Genomic DNA, 13,212 nt, shown 5'->3' with positions numbered 1-13,212 from the left:
GCGTGGACTTCTACTCGGCCTACGCCCACGGGTTCGCCCGCGTCGCGGCCTGCACGCTGCCGGTCGCCATCGCCGACCCGGCCGCCAACGCGGCCCGCACCATCGAGCAGGCGCGCGAGTGCGACGCCGAGGGCGTGGCGATCGCGCTGTTCCCCGAGCTCGGTCTGACCGGGTACGCCGTCGACGACCTCTTCCTCCAGGACACCCTGCTGGACGCCGTCGTCGTCGCGGTCGAGGAGATCGTGGCGGCGTCCGTGGGGCTGCTGCCGGTGATCGTGGTCGGCGCGCCGTTGCGCCACGACGACCGCGTCTACAACTGCGCCCTGGTCATCAAGGACGGCGAGCTCCTCGGCGTGGCCCCGAAGGCGCACCTGCCGAACTACCGCGAGTTCTACGAGCGCCGCTGGTTCGCCGCCGGCGACGAGCAGGTGACCGACCAGGTCACGGTGGGCTCCCACGAGGCGCCGTTCGGGACCGACCTGGTCTACACGGCCACCGACCTGCCCGACCTCACCTTCCACGTCGAGGTCTGCGAGGACATGTGGGTGCCGGTGCCGCCGAGCGCGACGGCCGCGCTGGCCGGGGCGCACGTGCTGCTCAACCTCTCCGGCAGCCCGATCACCATCGCCCGCGCCGAGGAGCGCCGGCTGCTGGTCAAGAGCGCCAGCGCGCGCTGCCAGGCCGCCTACGTCTACGCCGCCGCCGGCCAGGGCGAGTCGACGACCGACCTGAGCTGGGACGGCCAGACGATGGTCTACGAGTGCGGCGACCTGCTCGCCGAGGGCGAGCGGTTCCCCGAGGGGGCCCGCCGCACCGTCGCCGACGTCGACCTCGACCGGATCCGGCAGGAGCGCCAGCGCCAGGGCACCTTCGACGACAACCGCCGCAACCACGACGTGCACGCCACCCCGGTCCGGTTCCGGCTCGACCCGCCGGTCGGCGACGTCGGGCTGCGCCGTCCGCAGCGCCGCTTCCCGTTCGTGCCCGACGACCCGGCCCGGCTCGCGCAGGACTGCTACGAGGCCTACAACATCCAGGTCTCCGGCCTCGAGCAGCGGCTGCGTGCGATGTCGACCGACACCTGGCAGCCCAAGGTCGTCATCGGCGTCAGCGGCGGCCTCGACTCGACCCACGCGCTGATCGTGGCCGCCAAGGCGATGGACCGCCTCGGCCGGCCGCGCACCGACATCCTCGCCTTCACGATGCCGGGGTTCGCGACCGGCGAGGCGACGCGGGGCTACGCGACCCGGCTCTCGGAGAGCCTCGGGGTCAGCTTCGCGACCCTGGACATCACCGCCGCGGCCCGGCAGATGCTCGACGACCTCGACCACCCCTTCTCCGAGGGGCGCGAGGTCTACGACATCACCTTCGAGAACGTGCAGGCCGGCTTGCGCACCGACTACCTGTTCCGCCTGGCCAACCACCGCGGCGGGATCGTGCTCGGCACCGGGGACCTCTCCGAGCTCGCGCTGGGCTGGTGCACCTACGGCGTCGGTGACCAGATGTCGCACTACAACGTCAACGCCGGCGTCCCGAAGACCCTGATCCAGCACCTGATCCGCTACGTCATCGAGTCCAGCCAGTTCGAGGCCGACACCGACGAGGTGCTCCGCGAGATCCTCGAGCAGGAGATCACCCCCGAGCTGATCCCGGCCACGGTCGACCAGCCCGAGCAGCGCACCGAGGACTCCGTGGGCCCCTACGCGCTGCAGGACTTCACGCTGTACCACGTGCTGCGCCGCGGCTACCGGCCCAGCAAGATCGCCTTCCTCGCCTGGCACACCTGGCACGACGTCGAGGCGGGGGAGTGGCCGGCCGGGTTCCCCGCCGACCGGCGCGGCGAGTACGACCTCGCCACGATCCGGCGGTGGCTGGAGGTCTTCTGCCGGCGCTTCTTCGCCAGCCAGTTCAAGCGCTCGGCCCTGCCCAACGGCCCCAAGGTCACCCCGGGCGGCACCATGTCACCGCGCGGCGACTGGCGGATGCCCTCCGACGCCGCCCCGACCGCCTGGCTCGCCGAGCTGGAGAACGTCCCGCAGGCCTAGCGCCCGGCTCCACCCGTGCGGCCGGGCACCGACCCGGCGTCGGCCCCGTCGACGGCGTCGAGGTGGGCCGAGAGGGCGTCGCCCAGCGGGCCCAGGACGGCGCCCGGCAGCGCGTGCCCCATCCCCGGCACCTCGACGCGGTGCGCGGAGCCGATGGTGCGCGCCAGGTGCGCGGCGCTCGGGGGCGGGTAGGCCGGGTCGGCCGGTGCCTCGACGACGAGCACCGGGGTCGTCACGCCGGCCAGCTCGGCGCCGCGGGCGAGCCCGTCGGTGCCGGCGCGGGCGTGCGCCGTGGCGGAGGCGGCGTCCGGCGGGCCGCCGTGGGCGACGACCCGCTCCTCGAGGGCGCGGAACTCCTCGGCGTCGAACGGCACCCCGCCGCCGTTGAGCACCCGCCAGTGCTCCACCCGCCAGTCGAGCTCGGCGGCGGCGTCGCGCGGTTCCCCCAGCGTCGCCCACACGGCGAGCAGCTCGTCGGAGGGCCCGGGCACGGCGTCCGCACCGGGCGCGCCGGGCAGGGCGCCGGTGCAGAACAGCGTCGCGGAGAGCAGCCGGTCGGGGTGGTCGAGCAGCAGGAGCTGCACGAGGTAGCCGCCCATCGACATCCCCACGACGTGCGCGCGGTCGACGGCGAGGGCGTCGAGCACGGCGACGGCGTCGCCGGCCAGGTCGCGGATCGCGTAGGGCCGGTCGTCGATCCCGCGGGTGGACCGGCCGGTGTCGCGGTGGTCCCACACGACCACGCGGTGGCGGCGCCCGAGCCGCTCCACCAGCCGGTCGGGCCAGAGGACGCCGCTGGAGGCCGCGCCCATCACGAGCAGCACCGTGCTGCCGGAGCGGTCACCGCTCTCGCGCACCCAGAGGTCGTAGCCGCCGCCGTCCGCGCCGCCGTCGACGGCCACCACGTGCTCGACGGCGCCAGGGCGTGCGTCCGGTCCAGGCTCGATCGACATGGCTCCCATCCTGGACGCCGCCGCCGGTGGTCGCGACTCCTTAACCGCGCCTTAGCCCGCCGCTGGATCGCGCTTAGCGCCGTCGGCGGCATCGTCGTCCTCGTCACCCCAGCAGCACACGAGGGACACCAGCGACCCAGGGTCGAAGACGAGGAGGAGCGAGATGAGGAAGAAGTTCGTGGCCGCGGGTGCGGTCGGCGCGGTCGTCGTGGCCGGGCTCGGGGCCGGAGCCGTGATGGCCTTCGGCGCCGACGACGAGACCCGGGAGCGCGGCACCTGCGACGGCGCCGCCTACGAGCTCGTCGTCGGCGAGGACGACGGCGGCCTCGAGCTCGAGTTCGAGCTCCAGTCGAGCGGCCCGGCCGAGGTCTGGCAGGTGCTCGTCGAGCAGGACGGCGCCTCCGTGCTCGCCGGCGAGCGCAGCACCGACGAGGACGGCGAGCTCGACCTCGACACCCCGGTCGACAAGGACGGCACGCAGGAGTACCGCGTGAGCGTCAGCCCGGCCGAGGGCGACCCCTGCGTCGCCACCCTGAACCGCTGATCCGTCCACCACACACCCCACCACCCGGAGGAACCACCATGAAGAAGAGCATCGCCGCCCTGTCCGCCACCGCCCTGCTGGCCGGCCCCGCCGCCGTCGCCCTCACCGCCGCCCCGGCCCACGCCGACGTCGAGCGCCAGGGGGTCTGCGGCACCGGCACCTACGAGCTGTCGGTCGACCGCGAGGGCCGCGGCCACGAGGTCAACGTCGACCTCGACAACCTGCCCGCCGGCAGCGCGTGGCGGGTCAAGCTGTGGCAGGACGGCAAGCGGGTCGCGAACGTCGTCCGCACCGCCGAGCGCGACGGCGACCTCGACCTCGAGCGCTACCGCCCGAACACCGCCGGCGCCGACACCTTCAAGTTCACCGCCAAGCGGGTCGGCGCCACCACCCGCTGCGGCGCCTCGGTCACCGTCTGACCCCGGCGCACGGATCGGGCTAGGCGCCGCCGAGGTCGACCACGACCTCGGTGCCGCCGAGCGCCGACCGCCCGATCGACAGACCGCCACCGGACTCGGTGGCGGTCTTGTCGACGATGGAGAGGCCGAGCCCGGTCGAGTCGCCGCCGGAGACCCCGCGGTCGACGAGGCGGGCGGCGTCCTCGACGGACAGGCCCGGTCCGCCGTCCTCGACGACCAGCCGGAGCCCACCGTCGGCGCCGGGGGCCACGGTGACCCGGACGCCGACCGGCTCGGGCGTGTGGGTGAAGACGTTGTCGAGCAGGACGTCGACCAGGGCGGCCAGGTCCTCCGGCCCGGCCCGCACCGGCACCGGCCCGGTGGTCGTGACCTCCAGGTCGAAGCGGCGCCCCTGGTCCTCGGCGAGCGGCTCCCAGAACCGCGCCCGCTCGGTGAGAACGGCGACGCCGTCGGTCACCGGCACCAGGCCCTCGCGCTCGGAGCGCCGCGCCTCGCGCACGACGTGGTCGACGGTGGCCTGCAGGTCGTCGAGGTCGGCCATCAGCCGCTCGCGAGCGGCGTCGTCGGCGATGCCCTCGACGCGCAGCCGGAGCGCGGTCATCGGGGTGCGCAGCCGGTGCGAGACGTCGGCGATGCCGGCGCGCTCGCGCTCGAGCAGCACCTCGACGCGGTCGACCAGCCGGTGCAGCGCCACGCCGAGGTCGCGGACCTCGGAGGGACCCTCGACGGGGGGCTGCTCGGTCCGGCGCCCGGCGCCGAGGCCGGCGGCGTACCCGGCCAGGCTCTGGATGGGCCGCACGAACGAGCGGGCCAGCCGGTCGGAGAGCACCAGCGCGCCGACGAGCAGCAGCGCGCCGAGGGCCAGCAGGATCAGCCAGCTCCGCACCAGCTCGCGCTCGAAGCCGGGCGTCGGCACGAAGACCCGGATGATCGGCTGGGACTCGGGACCCGCCGAGCTGCCGCTGAGCGAGACCGGCACCAGGATCGCGGTGCCGCCGTCGACGTCGTCGACCCGGGCGGTGCTGTTGATGCGCGCCTCGACGATCCGGGCCTCCTCGGCGGCTCCCGGCGCGGGGCCGAGGACATCGCCGTCGGCCATGACGACCGTCGTCTCGGTGTCGCTGTCGGCGTTGACCTCCGCGACGTAGCGGGCGATCTCGCTGCGGCCGTAGCGGGCCACCACGCTCTCGGTGGACTGCACCTCCAGCGCCGCCTGGGCCAGCCGGTCCTCGAGGACGTAGCTGCGCAGCAGGACCGCCATCGGCACGAGCATGGCGAGCAGGACCATGCTCACGGCGGCGGCCACCGTGACGGTCAGCCTCCGGCGCACCTCAGCCCTCCGGCTCGCTGAGCCGGACGCCGACGCCGCGCACGGTGTGCAGGTAGCGCGGCTCGGACGCCGACTCGCCGAGCTTGCGGCGCAGCCACGACAGGTGGACGTCGACGGTCTTGTCGGACCCGCCCCACGGCTGCTGCCAGACCTCGACGAGCAGCTCGCGCTTGGTGACCACCTCGTCCGGACGCTCGGCCAGGTGGCGCAGCAGGTCGAACTCCTTGGGGCTCAGGTCGAGGTTGGTCCCGGAGACGCGCGCCTGCCGGGCGGCGACGTCGATCTCGAGGGCGCCGACGACGATGGTGCGCCGGGCGGGGGAGCCGCCGGCGCCGGAGCGGCGCATCACCGCGCGGATCCGGGCCTCGAGCTGGGCGGTCGTGTAGGGCTTGACCACGTAGTCGTCGGCGCCGGCGTCGAGGCAGCCGACCAGCGACGGGTCGTCGTCGCGGGCGCTGGCCACGATGACCGGCACGGTGCTCACCGCGCGCAGCATCGACAGCACCTGGGTGCCGTCGACGTCGGGCAGGCCGAGGTCGAGGATCACCAGGTCGGGACGCGAGTCGACGGCCATCTGCAGGCCCTGCATGCCGGTCGAGGCCGACTCGACGGCGTACCCCCGCTCACCGAGCGAGCGCATCAGCAGCGGACGGATCCGCGCGTCGTCCTCGATGATCAGCACCTGCACGTGGGCGAACCTACTGGCTCAGCCCCCGTCGGGGATGATGGCGCCATGGCCCGTCCCTCCGTGCGCACGCTCGGCTACCTCGCCGGCTGGCTCGGCGCGGCGGCGCTCGCGGTGGCGGTCGGTCTCTTCGCGGTGACCGGGGTGGGGGCGAGCGTGCGTGACCGCGGTCCGCTCAACGGTCAGCAGCGTGCCTTCGAGGCCGCAGGCCTCGGCACCCCGGGCGCGGTGACGCCGGACCCCGCGGCCGAGCGGCGCGAGCAGGTCTTCGACGACGACTTCGGCAGCATCACCGTGGCCTGCCGGGGCGCCGTCGCCTACGGCGTCGAGGCCGCCCCGGCACCCGGGTGGACCACCATCGGCTTCGAGTCCGGACCCGACGACGACGTCGACGCGGTGTTCTCCTCCGGTGCCCGCTCCATCGAGCTGGAGGTCTACTGCAACGGCGGTCGCCCGACGCTGTCCGACCGCGAGGACCAGACCCTCGGCGACGGGGACTGACCGGCACCCTAGGGTGGCGCCATGGGCAAGCAGGAAGAGTTCGTTCTCCGCGCTCTCGAGGAGCGCGACGTCCGGTTCGTGCGACTGTGGTTCACCGACGTGCTTGGCTTCCTCAAGTCGGTGGCGGTGGCTCCGGCCGAGCTCGAGGGCGCCTTCGAGGAGGGCATCGGGTTCGACGGCTCGGCGATCGAGGGCTTCGCGCGCGTCTACGAGGCCGACATGCTGCTGATGCCGGACCCGTCGACGTTCCAGATCCTGCCGTGGCGCGGGGGCGACGGCCCGGCGACGGCGCGGATGTTCTGCGACGTGGTGATGCCCGACGGCAGCCCGTCGTACTCCGACCCGCGCTACGTCCTCAAGCGCACCCTCGCCCGGGCCGCCGAGCGGGGCTTCACCTTCTACACCCACCCCGAGATCGAGTTCTACCTGTTCAAGGACACGCCGCAGGCTGGGGTCGACCCGGTGCCGGTCGACCGCAGCGGCTTCTTCGACCACACCGCGCAGTCGCACGGCTCCGACTTCCGCCGCGAGGCCATCACCATGCTCGAGGCGATGGGCATCTCGGTGGAGTTCAGCCACCACGAAGGCGGCCCGGGGCAGCAGGAGATCGACCTGCGCTACGCCGACGCCCTCTCCACGGCCGACAACATCCTCACCTTCCGCACCGTCATCCGGGAGGTCGCGCTGAGCCAGGGCATCTGGGCCAGCTTCATGCCGAAGCCGTTCACGACCCACCCGGGCTCGGGCATGCACACCCACGTCTCGCTCTTCGAGGGCGACCAGAACGCCTTCTACGAGGCCGGCGCCGAGTACCAGCTGAGCCAGACCGGACGCCGCTTCATCGCCGGCATCCTCAGGCACGCACCCGAGATCAGCGTCGTGACCAACCAGTGGGTCAACTCCTACAAGCGGATGATGTTCGGCGGCGAGGCGCCGTCGTACGTCTGCTGGGGCCACAACAACCGTTCCGCGATGGTCCGGGTGCCGATGTACAAGCCGCTCAAGGGCGCCTCGACCCGGGTCGAGGTCCGCACCCTCGACCCCGCCTGCAACCCCTACCTCGCCTTCGCCGCGATCCTGGCGGCCGGCATGAAGGGCATCGAGGAGGGCTACGAGCTCCCGCGCGAGGCCGAGGACGACGTCTGGGCGCTCTCCGAGCGCGAGCGCAAGAGCCTCGGCATCGACCCGCTGCCCAAGAACCTCAACGAGGCGATCGAGGTCGCCGAGACCAGCGAGCTGCTGGCCGAGACGCTGGGGGAGAACGTCTTCGAGTACTTCCTGCGCAACAAGCGCGCCGAGTGGGACGAGTACCGCGGCCAGGTCTCCGCCTTCGAGCGCGACCAGATGCTGCCGGTGATCTGACGCTCGCGATGACGGTCCTGGTGATCCAGCACGAGGACGACTGCCCGCCGGCGCTCGTGGGCCGGTGGCTGGCGGAGGCCGGCGTCGGCCTCGACGTGCGCCGCCCCTACGCCGGCGACCCGCTGCCCGACGACCTGGCCGGCCACACCGGGCTGCTGGTGCTCGGGGGTCCGATGGCCGCCACCGACGACGCCGAGCACGCCTGGCTCGCCCCGACGCGGGCGCTGCTGCGCGACGCCGTCGCGGCCGACGTCGCGACGCTCGGCATCTGCCTGGGCCACCAGCTGCTGGCCGCGGCCCTGGGCGGCACGTCCGCGCCGAACCCCGCCGGGCAGCAGCGGGGGCTGCTGCCGGTCGGCTGGACGGCGGCCGCGCTCGACGACGAGCTCGTCGCCCCCCTGCAGCACGCCACGCGGCACGCCCCACAGCGCTGCCTGCACTGGAACGTCGACGTCGTCACCGCGCTGCCGCCCGGGGCCGAGGTGCTCGCGCTCGCACCCGGCGGGGAGGTGCAGGCCGCCCGGTTCGCGCCGCGCGCGTGGGGCGTCCAGCCGCACCCCGAGGTGGACCGGGCCGTCGTCGAGAGGTGGGGCACCACGGAGCCGGACGCCGCCGCCGACGCGCTGGCCGCGGAGGTCGGTGCCGCCGCCGATGAGCTGGAGACGACCTGGCGGCCGCTGGCGACGTCGTTCGCGCGGGTTGTCGCGGGCGCCGGGGTGGCGTCGTGAGCCGGGTCGCCACGACCAAGGGGACCCTGCTGCGGCTCGGCTTCCAGCGCACCGACGAGGCGCTGGCCGACCTCGCGCTGCTGGGCGTGGCCAGCGAGCCGCTGGTCGCGCTGCTGGCCCGCACCGCCGACCCCGACCAGGCCCTGACCGGGCTGGTCCGGCTGGCCGACGCCGCGGGCGACGAGCGCGCCACGATGCTCGCGGAGCTGGCCGACGACGAGGGCACCGCGATGCGGCTGCTGTGCGTGCTCGGGGCCAGCGAGGCGCTGGCCGACCACCTGGCCCGCCACCCCGAGCACTGGCGCGAGCTCACCGACCCCACCCTCGGCTCGACCCGCCCGCCGGCCTACGTCGTGCGCGCCGGCCTGCTCGCCGCCGTCGGTGCCGACCCCGACTCCGACCTGCCGACCGCGACGCTCCCGGACGCCGAGGCCGTCGACGCGCTGCGGGTCGAGTACCGCCGGGTGCTGCTGCGGCTGGCCGCGCGCGACCTCGCCCACGACCTCGGCGTCGACGACGCCGCCGCCGAGCTCTCCGACCTCGCGGCCGGCACCCTGGACGCCGCCCTCGCGGTGGCCCGCCAGCGGGTGGGGGAGGACGCCGGGTGCGCGCGCCTGGCCGTCGTCGCGATGGGCAAGTGCGGCGGCCACGAGCTGAACTACGTCTCGGACGTCGACGTGATCTTCGTCCACGAGCCGGCCGTGGCGGCCGACGGCGGGCGCACCTCGGACGCGCGGGCGCTCCGGACCGCGACCCGGCTGGCCAGCCACCTGATCCGGATCTGCTCCGAGCACACCGGCGAGGGCACGATCTGGCCGGTCGACGCGGCGCTGCGCCCCGAGGGCAAGGCCGGGCCGCTGACCCGCACCCTGGCCAGCCACCGCGGCTACTACGAGCGCTGGGCCAAGGCGTGGGAGTTCCAGGCGCTGCTCAAGGCCCGTCCGGTGGCCGGCGACCTCGAGCTCGGCGGCGAGTTCATCGCGACCGTGGAGCCGATGGTGTGGAGCGTCGCGGAGCGCGACGGGTTCGTGGCCGACGTCCAGGCGATGCGCCGCCGGGTGCTCGACCACATCCCGGCCAAGGAGGCCGACCGCCAGCTCAAGCTCGGCTGGGGTGGCCTGCGCGACGTCGAGTTCGCCGTCCAGCTGCTGCAGCTGGTGCACGGCCTGGCCGACGACCGGATCCGTGCGTCCACGACCCTCAGCGCGCTCGCCCAGCTCACCGAGCACGGCTACGTCGGCCGCGAGGACGGCGAGGCGCTGCACGACGCCTACGCGTTCCTGCGCACCCTCGAGCACCGCATCCAGCTCGTGCAGCTGCGCCGCACCCACGTCGTCCCCGACGACACCGCGGCGTTGCGCCGCCTGGGCCGCAGCATCGGGTTCGTCCGGGAGCCCGAGGCCACCCTGGCCTCGGCGTGGGAGCACCACCGCCGCGAGGTCCGGCGGCTCAACGAGAAGCTCTTCTACCGCCCGCTGCTCACCGCGGTGGCGCGGGTGCACAGCGGGGAGGTCCGGCTCTCCTCCGAGGCGGCCGGCGCGCGGCTCGCCGCGCTCGGGTACGCCGACCCGCAGGCCGCGCTGCGCAACCTGGAGGCGCTGACCAGCGGCGTCTCCCGCACGGCCACCCTGCAGCGCGCGCTGCTGCCGGCGATGCTCAGCTGGTTCGCGGAGGGTGCCGACCCCGACGCCGGGCTGTTCGGCTTCCGGCGGCTCAGCGAGGCGCTGGGCCGCACCCCCTGGTACCTGCGCACCCTGCGCGACGAGGGCGAGGTCGCCGAGCGCCTGGCCCACCTGCTGTCGACCTCGCGCTACGTCACCGGCCTGCTCGAGCGCGAGCCGCAGGGCGTCCGCATGCTCGGCGGGGACCTGTCGCCGCTCAGCGCCGAGGCGATGATCGAGGAGATGCGCTCGACGGCGGCCCGCCAGGACGACGTCGACAAGGCGGTCCGCGCCGCGCGCGCGGTCCGGCGCCGCGAGCTCTTCCGCGTCGCGGCGGGCGACGTCCTCGACCTGACCGACGTCGCCGACGTCGGCGCGGCCCTGTCGCGGATCACCGACGCCACCCTCGAGACCACCCTGGAGGTCGTGGGGCGCGACCTGTGCCGCCAGCGCGGGTTCGACGAGCCGCCCACCGCCATGGCGGTCGTCGCGATGGGCCGCTACGGCGGCTTCGAGCTCTCCTACGGCAGCGACGCCGACGTCCTCTTCGTGCACCAGCCGGTCGAGGGCGCCGACCCGCACCGCGCGACGCAGTACGCGACCGCGGTGGCCAACGAGGTCCGCAACCAGCTCGCGCTGCCCGGGGCCGACCCCGCCCTCACCGTCGACGCGGACCTGCGGCCCGAGGGCAAGCAGGGCGCCCTGGTGCGCACCCTCGACTCATACGCCGCCTACTACGCCAAGTGGTCGAAGGTCTGGGAGGCCCAGGCGCTGCTCCGCGCCGACGCCGTCGTCGGCGACCCGGCGCTGCGGACGGCGTTCGAGCAGCTCATCGACCCGCTGCGCTACCCGCGGGGTGGGCTCTCCGACGACGACGTCCTCGAGGTGCGCCGGATCAAGGCGCGCGTCGACAAGGAGCGGATGCCGCGCGGTGCCGACCCGCAGCTGCACCTCAAGCTGGGGCGCGGGGGACTGGCCGACATCGAGTGGACCGTCCAGCTGCTCCAGATGCGCTTCGCCGGCGAGGTGCCGGCCCTGCGGACCCCCCGCACCCTGACCGCGCTCGAGGCGGCCCGCGAGGCCGGCCTGGTCACCGACGACGACGCCGCCGTCCTCACCGAGGCGTGGCGCGCGGTCAGCCGGGTGCGCAACGCCGTCACGCTGGCCCGGGGCAAGGCGGCCGAGCAGCTCCCGCGCGACACGCGCGAGCGGGCCGCCGTCGCGGCCATCCTGGGCTACCCGGGCGGCCGGACCGACGAGATGGTCAACGACCACCTGCGCGTCACCCGACTGGCCCGGGGCGTCGTCGACCGGGTCTTCTGGTGACCGACGTCGTGGAGCGGGCGCCGATGTGCCATGATGTGACTGCACGGATCGCGGCCGATCCCCCCAGAGGCCGCGGTCCGTGCACCTGTTTTCGCCCGACCTTGCGGATTTCTTGAGCCAGCCGTGACCGGGCGCTGAACCGGGCCCGCCAGCCTGGGTTCAATGATCTCCTGGGCCCGGACGACCACACCCTTCGACCCGGCCACGCTGCACCTGCTGGTCGACGACGTGCGCGAGCAGCCGTTCGTGCTCGACCTGGTCGGCACCTACCGGTCGATGCTGCGGCCCCGCGTGACGCGGGTGGTCGACGCCGTCCTCGCCGCCGACCTGGAGTGCGCGATGGACGCCGTGCTCAGCCTCAAGGTGTCCTCGACGATGACCGGGGCCCAGGAGCTGGCCGAGATGGCCGGCGTCGTCGAGACGCACCTGCGCCGCGACGAGCTGGCGGACGCCCGGGCCGAGGCGCTCCTGCTGCCGCCGGCGGCGACCCGTGCCGAGGAGGCGATCACCCGCTACGTCGTGAGCGTGCGGGGGCCCGGCGCGGCGCGTCCCGCTCAGGGGACCGGCGACTCCATCCGGTAGCCGACGCCGCGGACGGTCTTGATGAACGGCGGTGCCCCGGCGTTCTCGCCGAGCTTGCGGCGCAGGTTGCCGATGTGGACCTCGACCAGGTGGGTGTCGGAGACCCACTCCGTGCCCCACACCGACCGCAGCAGCGCCTCGCGGGTCCAGACCCGCTCCGGGGTGCGCATCAGCTCGGCGAGCAGGTCGAACTCGGTGCGGGTCAGCGCCAGCTCGTCGTCGGCGCAGAACGCGCGGCGTCCGTCGACGTCGACGCGCAGCAGACCGTGTCGCAGGATCTCGTGCCCGTTCGTCGCGGCCGGGGGCGGCGGCGCCGCCGGGTCGCCCGCGTGGGAGCCGGGCGCGCGCCGGGGCCGCCGGAACAGCGCGTTCACCCGGGCCTTGAGCTCGCGGATGCTGAAGGGCTTGGAGAGGAAGTCGTCGGCGCCGGTCTCCAGGCCGAGCAGGCGGTCGATCTCGTCGTCGCGGGCGGTGATCATCACGACGTAGGCGTCGGTGACCTCGCGGATCCGGCGGCAGGTCTCGATCCCGTCGATGCCCGGGAGACCCAGGTCGAGGGTCACCAGGTCGGGGTCGAAGCTGCGCACGAGGGCGACGCCGTCCAGCCCGTTGGCCGCGGTGCGGACGTCGAAGCCCTGCGTGCCGAGGGTGAACTCGATCAGGACGCGGATGTCCTCGTCGTCCTCCACGACGACGGCGCGGCGCTCTGCTTGAGCCTCATCCAGCGACATTCAACGAATCCTGCCACCTCCGGGAGGCGCCGTGGGTGCGCTGCGCCGACAAGGGCCGTCCGGGTGTGGTGCGTCACGGCCGCGGCCGGGTGGGATGGGCCCATGACCACGACCCCCGAGCAGCCCGTGTCCCCGACCGACCCCGACGGCCAGCCGGACGTCGTCCCGAGCCTCGACCCCGACCAGCCGATGGCCGACCCGCAGACCCACCCGGCTCCCGACCCCGACGTGGAGCCGCCCGCCCCGCTCCCGTGACGGGCGTCACACGCGCGAGCCGCGGTCCGTCACGTCGACGTAACAAGACCGACACGCAGCGCTCCTAGCCTCGAGGGGTCGCCCGGTGCC

At 74.4% G+C, this 13,212-nt stretch carries 13 protein-coding genes; 9 read left to right on the top strand and 4 right to left on the bottom strand.

Annotation, left to right across the window (positions count from 1 at the left end):
• Nucleotides 1–2: 2 nt before the first annotated feature.
• Nucleotides 3–2,045 carry an NAD(+) synthase gene (locus FE634_RS12980; RefSeq protein ID WP_138876129.1) on the top strand — a complete coding sequence of 681 codons (2,043 nt, stop codon included), beginning with the start codon at nucleotides 3–5 and terminating at the stop codon, nucleotides 2,043–2,045.
• Here FE634_RS12980 and FE634_RS12975 read toward each other — a convergent pair.
• Nucleotides 2,042–2,998, bottom strand: a complete 957-nt coding sequence (locus FE634_RS12975) for an alpha/beta fold hydrolase (protein ID WP_138876128.1) — start codon at nucleotides 2,996–2,998, stop codon at nucleotides 2,042–2,044. The two genes, FE634_RS12980 and FE634_RS12975, sit on opposite strands and share 4 nt — an antisense overlap.
• A 163-nt stretch (nucleotides 2,999–3,161) precedes the next feature.
• Between FE634_RS12975 and FE634_RS12970 the strand changes: the two genes are divergently transcribed.
• Together FE634_RS12970 and FE634_RS12965 are read left to right on the top strand one after the other, a co-directional pair.
• Nucleotides 3,162–3,542: a hypothetical protein gene (locus tag FE634_RS12970; protein ID WP_138876127.1), complete on the top strand. Its 381-nt coding sequence runs from the start codon at nucleotides 3,162–3,164 to the stop codon at nucleotides 3,540–3,542.
• A gap of 38 nt (nucleotides 3,543–3,580) precedes the next feature.
• Complete coding sequence (locus FE634_RS12965; protein WP_137292677.1) at nucleotides 3,581–3,961, top strand: hypothetical protein; 381 nt, start codon at nucleotides 3,581–3,583, stop codon at nucleotides 3,959–3,961.
• Between the two features lie 19 nt (nucleotides 3,962–3,980).
• On the opposite strand, the gene FE634_RS12960 is transcribed toward FE634_RS12965, so the two are convergent.
• Both FE634_RS12960 and FE634_RS12955 read right to left on the bottom strand, forming a co-directional pair.
• Entirely contained in the window at nucleotides 3,981–5,249 is a 1,269-nt protein-coding gene (locus FE634_RS12960) for a sensor histidine kinase (protein WP_262347670.1), read from the bottom strand.
• A gap of 43 nt (nucleotides 5,250–5,292) precedes the next feature.
• Nucleotides 5,293–5,979, bottom strand: coding sequence for a response regulator transcription factor (locus FE634_RS12955; protein WP_262347413.1), 687 nt, complete (start codon nucleotides 5,977–5,979; stop codon nucleotides 5,293–5,295).
• Nucleotides 5,980–6,024: 45 nt separating this feature from the next.
• On the opposite strand from FE634_RS12955, the gene FE634_RS12950 reads away from it, so the two are divergent.
• From FE634_RS12950 to FE634_RS12930, 5 genes are all read left to right on the top strand, one after another.
• A complete protein-coding gene (locus FE634_RS12950; protein ID WP_148240664.1) occupies nucleotides 6,025–6,477 on the top strand; it encodes a hypothetical protein in 453 nt (150 codons plus the stop codon).
• 21 nt (nucleotides 6,478–6,498) lie between these two features.
• The gene (locus FE634_RS12945; protein WP_138876123.1) at nucleotides 6,499–7,839 is read left to right on the top strand and encodes a glutamine synthetase family protein; all 1,341 of its coding nucleotides are present in this window, start codon (nucleotides 6,499–6,501) and stop codon (nucleotides 7,837–7,839) included.
• Between the two features lie 8 nt (nucleotides 7,840–7,847).
• On the top strand, nucleotides 7,848–8,567 hold the full coding sequence (locus FE634_RS12940) for a type 1 glutamine amidotransferase (RefSeq protein WP_138876122.1): 720 nt from the start codon (nucleotides 7,848–7,850) through the stop codon (nucleotides 8,565–8,567).
• Nucleotides 8,564–11,554 (top strand): bifunctional [glutamine synthetase] adenylyltransferase/[glutamine synthetase]-adenylyl-L-tyrosine phosphorylase, encoded by a 2,991-nt coding sequence (locus FE634_RS12935; RefSeq protein WP_138876121.1) that lies wholly within the window; start codon nucleotides 8,564–8,566, stop codon nucleotides 11,552–11,554. The genes FE634_RS12940 and FE634_RS12935 overlap by 4 nt, the downstream gene beginning before the upstream one ends.
• Before the next feature lie 162 nt (nucleotides 11,555–11,716).
• Nucleotides 11,717–12,136 (top strand): Hpt domain-containing protein, encoded by a 420-nt coding sequence (locus FE634_RS12930; RefSeq protein ID WP_138876120.1) that lies wholly within the window; start codon nucleotides 11,717–11,719, stop codon nucleotides 12,134–12,136.
• Here FE634_RS12930 and FE634_RS12925 read toward each other — a convergent pair.
• Complete coding sequence (locus tag FE634_RS12925; protein WP_137292670.1) at nucleotides 12,109–12,867, bottom strand: response regulator transcription factor; 759 nt, start codon at nucleotides 12,865–12,867, stop codon at nucleotides 12,109–12,111. The two genes, FE634_RS12930 and FE634_RS12925, sit on opposite strands and share 28 nt — an antisense overlap.
• A gap of 102 nt (nucleotides 12,868–12,969) precedes the next feature.
• Between FE634_RS12925 and FE634_RS21090 the strand changes: the two genes are divergently transcribed.
• Complete coding sequence (locus tag FE634_RS21090) at nucleotides 12,970–13,122, top strand: hypothetical protein (protein WP_170981468.1); 153 nt, start codon at nucleotides 12,970–12,972, stop codon at nucleotides 13,120–13,122.
• Nucleotides 13,123–13,212: the final 90 nt, after the last annotated feature.

Source organism: Nocardioides sp. S-1144, from assembly GCF_005954645.2.
GTDB classification, from domain to species: Bacteria; Actinomycetota; Actinomycetes; order Propionibacteriales; family Nocardioidaceae; genus Nocardioides; species Nocardioides dongxiaopingii.
The sequence above is the reverse complement of the archived record's forward strand: the minus strand, read 5'-3'. Positions and strand labels throughout refer to the sequence as shown.

Excerpts from the sequence above, each read along its gene's own strand:
- FE634_RS12975 (WP_138876128.1), bottom strand. The coding sequence starts at position 2,998 with ATGTCGATCGAGCCTGGACCGGACGCACGCCCTGGCGCCGTCGAGCAC.
- FE634_RS12970 (WP_138876127.1), top strand. The coding sequence starts at position 3,162 with ATGAGGAAGAAGTTCGTGGCCGCGGGTGCGGTCGGCGCGGTCGTCGTG.
- FE634_RS12965 (WP_137292677.1), top strand. The coding sequence starts at position 3,581 with ATGAAGAAGAGCATCGCCGCCCTGTCCGCCACCGCCCTGCTGGCCGGC.
- FE634_RS12960 (WP_262347670.1), bottom strand. The coding sequence starts at position 5,249 with ATGGTCCTGCTCGCCATGCTCGTGCCGATGGCGGTCCTGCTGCGCAGC.
- FE634_RS12950 (WP_148240664.1), top strand. The coding sequence starts at position 6,025 with ATGGCCCGTCCCTCCGTGCGCACGCTCGGCTACCTCGCCGGCTGGCTC.
- FE634_RS12945 (WP_138876123.1), top strand. The coding sequence starts at position 6,499 with ATGGGCAAGCAGGAAGAGTTCGTTCTCCGCGCTCTCGAGGAGCGCGAC.
- FE634_RS12940 (WP_138876122.1), top strand. The coding sequence starts at position 7,848 with ATGACGGTCCTGGTGATCCAGCACGAGGACGACTGCCCGCCGGCGCTC.
- FE634_RS12930 (WP_138876120.1), top strand. The coding sequence starts at position 11,717 with ATGATCTCCTGGGCCCGGACGACCACACCCTTCGACCCGGCCACGCTG.
- FE634_RS12925 (WP_137292670.1), bottom strand. The coding sequence starts at position 12,867 with ATGTCGCTGGATGAGGCTCAAGCAGAGCGCCGCGCCGTCGTCGTGGAG.
- FE634_RS21090 (WP_170981468.1), top strand. The coding sequence starts at position 12,970 with ATGACCACGACCCCCGAGCAGCCCGTGTCCCCGACCGACCCCGACGGC.